We start from the raw sequence: 6900 nt of genomic DNA, 5'->3' as shown, positions 1-6900 counted from the left end.
CCGCCGGGCGCTGCCCGCGCCGGAGATCGTCAGCACGGCCGCCTACCGCGCGCCGAGTTCGCCGGTGGAGCAGGCGGTGGCCGAGGTGTTCGCCGAACTGCTCGGCGCCGACCGCGTCGGCCTGGACGACGATTTCTTCGGGCTCGGCGGTAACTCGTTGCTCGCGGCCCAGGTGGCCGGACGGCTGCGGGACGCGACCGGAGCGACGGTGCAGGTGCAGTGGTTCTTCACCGACGCCACGGTGGCGGGCTTGGCCGCGCGCATCGACGCGGGCGACGCCGACGCCACCGCGGCGCTGGACGTGCTGCTGCCCATCCGGGCGAGTGGATCGGCGGCCCCGCTGTTCTGTCTGCATCCGATGTACGGCTTGGCCTGGTCGTACGCGGGTCTGGCGCAGTTCCTGCCCGTCGAGCAGCCGATCTTCGGCCTGCAATCGCCCGCGTTGTCGGAGGACGTCGAGCTGCCCGGTTCGCTGGACGAACTGGCCGAGCGCTACCTGTCCGAGATCAGGGCGGTACAACCACAGGGTCCGTACCGGTTGCTCGGCTGGTCCCTCGGCGGCGTGCTCGCCCATGCCATCGCCACCAGGTTGCAGGACGCGGGCGAGCAGGTGGAGTTGCTGGCCATGATGGACAGCCATCCGAATCCGGACGTGGTCGGATTCCGCGCGGCGGTGCGCGGGGCCCTGGCCGAACTCGGCCTCGGCACGGCGGTCACCGCGGACGGCGATGTCTACGAGCTCGACGACGAGTCGTTGGCCGCGTTGCACGCCATGATCCCGGCCGATCTGGTCGCGGTGACTCCCGAGCGGCTGCGCCGGATCTACCGCACCGCGGTCCGCTCGGCGGAGTTGATCGCCGAGCACCGGCCCGGAGTATTCCGCGGCACCGTGCAGTACTTCAGCGCGGCGATCGCCGATCCCACCGACGAGTTGCGCGCCGCCGCGGCCGACTGGTGGCCGTACGTCCAAGGCATGGTCGTCGACCGGCCGGTCGAGGTCACCCACGCTCGGATGGCCACACCGGAGGCGCTCGCGGTGATCGGACCGCAGCTGGCCGCTCTGCTCGACGCTCGCCGTTGACCATCCCTGCCGACGTCGCGACCCCAATCGCGCGTCGGCAGGTAATAATCAACCGCGGCACTCGTCACGTGCGTCCGTTTTCGACCCGAAACCCCAGGGTCGTGGCCGGTCGCGCTCGGCGTGCGCCGGTGGTCAGGTAACGATCGACCTGCGCACGTTCGATGATCCCAGGGTGGGGAGCATGGTGACGTGCGTGCGGCGACGATAGACAGGGTGAGGCAGCACGATGGTTCGGGCGGTCGGGCAGCGGTGTGACGAGACTGCGGAAGCGGTGCGCGTATGACCCGCCCGGCGCGTGTGCGCCCGACCCGGACCCGCCGCCCTCGCGTCACCACTCTGCCGCAATTGATGGCCACCGCCGTCGAGGCCAACCCGAGCGGCGCGGCCGTGGTGTTCGCCGACGCGACCGCAACGCTGGCCGCGCTGAGCTATGCCGAGCTGGACGTACGGTCCACGCGTTTGGCGCGTTTGTTGATCGATCGTGGGGTGGGTCCGGAGGATCTGGTCGCGGTCGGTGTTCCGCGTTCGGTGGAGTCGGTGGTCGCGGTGTGGGCGGTGGCCAAGACCGGTGCGGGGTTCGTGCCGGTGGATCCGAATTATCCGGCCGACCGGGTCGAGCACATGGTCGCCGACTCGGGCGCGGTCTTCGGGCTGACCGTGGAGGAACTCCGCGGTGACCTACCGGGCCGGGTCGAGTGGCTGGCCATCGACACCGCGACTTGCGCCCGGCGGCTCGATGAGTTCCCGGCCGATCCGGTGACCTACACCGATCGGGTTCGTCCGCTGCGCGCGGAGCATCCCGCCTACGTCATCTACACCTCCGGCTCCACGGGCAAGCCGAAGGGCGTCGTCGTCACGCAGGCGGGGTTGGCGAGCTTCTGTGCCGAGCAGCGTGATCGGTATCGGGTGACGAGTGCGTCGCGGACGTTGCATTTCGCGTCGCCGTCGTTCGACGCGTCGGTGCTGGAGTTGCTGCTCGCGCTGGGTGGCGCGGCCACCATGGTCGTCGCGTCCCCCACGGTGTTCGGCGGCGAGGAATTCGCGTCCCTCATCCGCCGGGAGGCCGTGACGCATGCGTTCGTGACGCCGGCCGCGCTGGCGTCGGTGGATCCGGCGGGGTTGGACGAGTTGCGTGTGGTGGTGGCCGGTGGCGAGGCGTGCCCGCCGGAGCTGGTGCGGCGCTGGGTGCTACCGGTGTCGGGTGGGCGCACCCGTGAGTTCTTCAACGGGTACGGCCCGACCGAGACGACGATCATGACGAACATCAGCGCGCCGCTGGTGCCGGGGGAACCGGTGACGATCGGCGCGCCGATCCGGGCCGTCACCGAATACGTGCTGGACGAGCGGTTGGTCCCGGTCGCAAGCGGTGTCGTGGGGGAGCTGTACATCGCCGGTGCGCAACTTGCCCGGGGCTATCACGAAAGGCGGGGACTGACCGCGTCCCGCTTCGTGGCGAACCCGTTCGACGCGCATGGATCGCGCCTCTATCGCACCGGTGATCTGGTGCGTTGGACGCCGGATGGCGAGTTGGAGTATCTGGGTCGCAACGATTTCCAGGTGAAGATTCGCGGTTTCCGTATCGAGCTCGGTGAGATCGATGCGGTGCTGGCGGCGCACGAGACGGTGGATTTCGCGGTCACCGTCGGCCACCATCTGGACAGCGGCGCGACCATCCTCGTCTCCTATGTGCACGCCACGCCCGGGATGGACGCCGACGCGGCCGAACTGGCCGCGTTCGCCGAGCAGAGCCTGCCCGCGCATATGGTGCCGACGGTCGTCATGGTGCTGGACGAGATCCCGCTGACTCCGGTGGGCAAATTGGACCGCGAGGCGTTGCCCGCGCCGCGGTTGCAGACCAAGGTGTTCCGCGCGCCGGTCGGCCCGCTCGAGGAGTTGGTCGGCGAGGTGTTCGCCGAACTGCTGGGCCCTGGCGCGCCGGTCGGCGCGGACGACGATTTCTTCGAGCTGGGCGGCAACTCGCTGATCGCGACGCAGGCCGCGGCCCGGTTGGGGGCCGCCATCGCGGCGCGGGTGCCCGCGCGGCTGATCTTCGAAAGCCCCACCGTCGCCGCGCTCGCCGCGCGGTTGGAGCCGTTGAAGGGCGCGGGCGACCGGCGCGCGTTGGTGGCGGTGGAGCGTCCGGAGCGGGTGCCGTTGTCGCCCGCGCAGCGGCGGATGTGGTTTTTGAATCAGTTCGATACCGGGTCCGCGGCGAACAATATTCCGTTCGCGGTGCGGTTGTCGGGTGTGTTGGATGTGGCGGCGTTGCAGGCGGCGGTGGCGGATGTGGTCGGGCGTCATGAGACGTTGCGGACGGTGTATCCGGCGGTGGACGGTACTGGGTATCAGGTGGTGCTGCCCGCCGCGGAGGTCGTTCCCGACCTCGCGCCGAAGCCGGTCGCCGAGCACGAGCTACCGGACTGGCTGCGCGGATTCGCGCTGACCGGCTTCGACGTCGCGGCGGAGGTGCCGCTGCGCATCGCACTGGCCGAGATCGGTCCCGGTGACCACGTTGTCGTTGTGGTGGTGCACCACATCGCGGCCGACGGCGCTTCGGTCGCGCCGTTCCTGCGTGACCTGCTCAGCGCGTTCCTGTCCCGGCGCAACAGGGCCCGCCCGTCGTGGCAACCGCTACCCGTGCAGTACGCGGACTACACGCTGTGGCAACGCGCGATGCTCGGCGACGAGGACGACCCGGATTCGGTGGCCGCGGCCCAGATCGCCTACTGGCGCGACGCCTTGGCGGGCATCCCGGACCGGATCGACCTACCCGCGGACCGGCCGCGTCCAGCCGTCGCCTCCGGCCGGGGCGCGGAGTACACCTTCGTGGTGGACGCCTCCGTGCACCGAGGTCTCGCCGAACTGGCACAGAGCGCGGGCGCCTCGGAGTTCATGGTGGTGCACAGCGCCCTGGCGGTGCTGCTCGCCCGGCTCACCGGCACCGACGACATCACCATCGGCACGCCCGTGGCGGGCCGGGGCGAGCGGGAACTCGATCCGCTGATCGGCATGTTCGTCAACACGCTGGTCCTGCGCACCCGGATCGATCTCGGCGCGTCGTTCCGTGCGCTGGTCGAACAGACGAAAGAAACGGATCTCGGCGCGTTCTCGCATGCCGAGTTGCCGTTCGAGCGGCTGGTCGAGGTGCTGGACCCGGTGCGCTCGCAGGCGCATCATCCGTTGTTCCAAGTGGCGCTGTTCTACCAGAACCTGAGCATGCCCGAGATAGTTCTGCCCGGCCTGTCCGCTCGGGTGGTCGAGTTCGACAGCGCAACGGCGAAATTCGATCTGCAATTGACCGTGGTGCCCGCCGCCCATGGGCCTGCCACGGGTTTCAGGGCGATGTTCACCTACGCCACCGACCTGTTCGACGAGCGGACGATCGCCGAGTTCGCCTGGCGGCTGGATCTGTTGCTGACCGCCGTCGCGGCCGAGCCGGATCGGCCGATCGGCGCGATCGACCTGCTGGCTCCCGCCGAGCGCGAACGCATCCTGCTCGAGTGGAACAGCACCGGGTACCCGGTGCCCGCCGAGTTACTGCTCGACGGTTACCGGCGCGCCGCGGAGGCGTACGCGGACGAGGTGGCCTTGGTGCACGAGGGCGCCGAGCTGACTTATCGTGAGTTCGATGCGCGGGTGAATCGGCTGGCGCGTTTGTTGATTTCGCAGGGTGTGGGTGCGGAGTCGTTGGTGGGGTTGGCGGTCCGGCGGTCGTTGGATCTCGTGGTGGGGATGTATGCGGTGGTGGCGTCGGGTGGGGCGTATGTGCCGTTGGATCCGGATCATCCGGCCGAACGCATCGCGCACATCCTCGACACGGCGCAGCCGGTCTGCGTGCTCACGACCTCCGCCGACGCGGTCGACGTGCCGGAAGGCACCGCGGTCCTGCTGCTGGACGCGCTGGATCCGAACCGATTCGACGACAGCCCCGTTCGCGCGGAAGAACTGGTGCGTCCGGTGTCGCCGCACCATCCGGCGTACGTGATCTTCACTTCTGGGTCGACCGGCAGGCCCAAAGGCGTGGCGGTCTCGCACTTCGCGATCCAGAACCAGATCAGCTGGATGCTCGCGGCCTATCCGCTGGACGCCGACGACGTGTACCTACAGAAGACCGCGACGACCTTCGACGTCTCGCTGTGGGGGTACTTCCTGCCGCTGCGCGTGGGGGCGAAGCTGGTCGTCGCCGCCAACGACGGGCACCGCGATCCGGTGTACGTCGCGGAAACCATTGCGGCGCAAGGTGTGACGGTGACGGACTTCGTGCCGTCCATGTTGACGGTCTTCGCCGCGCACACCGCTCCCGGGTCGTGCCCCACTTTGCGCGACATCTTCGTGATCGGCGAAGCGCTGCCGCCGGAGACCGTCGCCGCGGTGCGCACGGTGACCGACGCGGCCGTGCACAATCTCTACGGCCCGACCGAGGCGGCGGTGTCGGTGACCTACTGGCCCGCGACGGCCGCGGACGAGCGTTCCGTGCCGATCGGCGTGCCACAGTGGAACATCCAGGTGTATGTGCTGGACGCGCATCTGCAACCCGTGCCGACGGGTGTGCCCGGTGAGCTGTACCTGGCCGGTGATCAGCTGGCCCGCGGATATGTACGGCGTCCCGATCTCACCGCGGACCGGTTCGTCGCCAACCCCTTCGGCAACGGCGAGCGGATGTACCGCACCGGTGACCTGGTGGTCTGGCGCGCCCCGACCCAAGCGCTGCCGCATCGGCTGGACTATCTCGGCCGGACCGATTTCCAGGTGAAGTTCCGTGGGCAGCGGATCGAGCTGGGCGAGATCGAGACGGCGCTGCTGGCGCAGCCTTCGGTGAGCCAGGCGGTGGCCGTGGTCGCGCCTTCGTCGCTGGGTGACCAGCTCGTCGCCTACACGGTCCCCGCGCCGGGGTACTCGATCGAGCAAGACGAGCTGCTCGCGGCAATCAGGGAAACGCTGCCCGCCTACATGGTTCCGGCCGCCATCGTCGCGCTGGATGCGTTGCCGCTGAATTCCAGCGGCAAGCTCGATCGTAAGGCGCTTCCCGAACCTGCCTTCACCGCGCGTGAGTTCCGTGCGCCCGCGACAGCGGTCGAGGAGATCGTGGCGGGTGTGTTTGGCGAGGTACTCGGTGTGACCCGAGTCGGCGCGGATGACGACTTCTTCGCGCTCGGTGGCAATTCGCTGGTCGCCACGCAGGCGGCGGCGCGCTTGGGTGCGGCGGTCGATGCTCGCGTGCCGGTGCGGGCGCTGTTCGAGACCTCGACGGTGGCCGGGTTGGCGGCGGCGCTGGAGTCGCACACGCACGGTGAGCGTGGTGTGGAGCTGGGGAGCATCGCCCGGCCGGAGCGGTTGCCGTTGTCGTTGGCGCAGCGGCGGATGTGGTTCCTCAACCGCTTCGACCACGTGGACGGCGCTGCCGCCGCGGCCGGTTCCGCGGCCTACAATCTGCCCTTCGCATTGCGGTTGACCGGCGAACTGGATGTCGCCGCGCTGGGCGCGGCGCTGCACGACGTGGTGGCACGCCATGAGGTATTGCGCACGGTGTATCCGGAGACCGCGGATGGTCCGGTGCAGGTGGTTCTGGCCGCCGGGCAGGTGGCGCTGGATGTGGGCGCGCATGCGATCGGCGTGGACGAGGTCGCGAGCGAGGTGTACACGCTCGCTGCGACTCCGTTCGACGTGACCGCCGAAGTGCCCGTGCGGGTGCGGCTGCTGCGGATCGCGGATGCGCCGCGGGAATATGTGCTGGCGGTGGTGGTGCATCACATTGCGGCGGATGCGTCGTCGATGGGTCCGTTGGTGCGGGATGTGATGGTGGCGTATGCGGCGCGTAC

General features: G+C 69.4%; 2 protein-coding genes. Both read left to right on the top strand.

Translation table 11 applies throughout. The features are described 5' to 3' along the window. The coding region (locus ACWEO7_RS37435; RefSeq protein WP_452430343.1) for a thioesterase domain-containing protein at nt 1-1081 on the top strand (1081 nt) is incomplete at its 5' end. 279 nt (nt 1082-1360) lie between these two features. Next, the coding region (locus tag ACWEO7_RS37430; protein WP_452430341.1) for an amino acid adenylation domain-containing protein at nt 1361-6900 on the top strand (5540 nt) is incomplete at its 3' end.

Source organism: Nocardia sp. NPDC004260 (assembly GCF_053603155.1).
This window is presented reverse-complemented; position numbering and strand designations above follow the sequence as displayed.